The organism is Neoluteolibacter marinus (assembly GCF_014904755.1).
Taxonomy (GTDB): domain Bacteria; phylum Verrucomicrobiota; class Verrucomicrobiia; order Verrucomicrobiales; family Akkermansiaceae; genus Haloferula; species Haloferula marina.
Window position 1 is genome coordinate 1 of the sequence record NZ_JACZFQ010000094.1, and the last position, 375, is coordinate 375.

Annotated in this window: 1 rRNA gene; it reads left to right on the forward strand. The window is 54.1% G+C overall.

Annotated features, from left to right (window positions below):
• Positions 1–191: 191 nt before the first annotated feature.
• Positions 192–375: ribosomal RNA gene (locus IG178_RS17695) — 16S ribosomal RNA — on the forward strand; the annotation flags it as partial.

Below are 375 nucleotides of genomic sequence, written 5' to 3' on the forward strand. Positions count from 1 at the left end.
AGGACGGCTTCGACGCTCCGCAGCACTGCTGCATTAGCGAGAACCGTGCCAGAAAAAGCCGGGTGAAGAGGAAAAGGCTAAATTGTGTGCTGCGTGCCGAAGAATGGCGCGCAGCGTTCGGAGGAAGCCCTTCGGGGTGAAATTCGGACGGTCAATTTTGTTCGTGATCTTCGGATCACGGCATACGTTTTTTTACGGAGAGTTTGATTCTGGCTCAGAACGAACGCTGGCGGCGTGTTTAAGACATGCAAGTCGAACGGGGGATATTCGGAGTTTACTTTGGATGTCTCCAGTGGCGCACGGGTGCGTAACACGTGAGTTACATGCCCTGCAGTGGGGAATAGCCCGCCGAAAGGCGGATTAATACCCCATGGT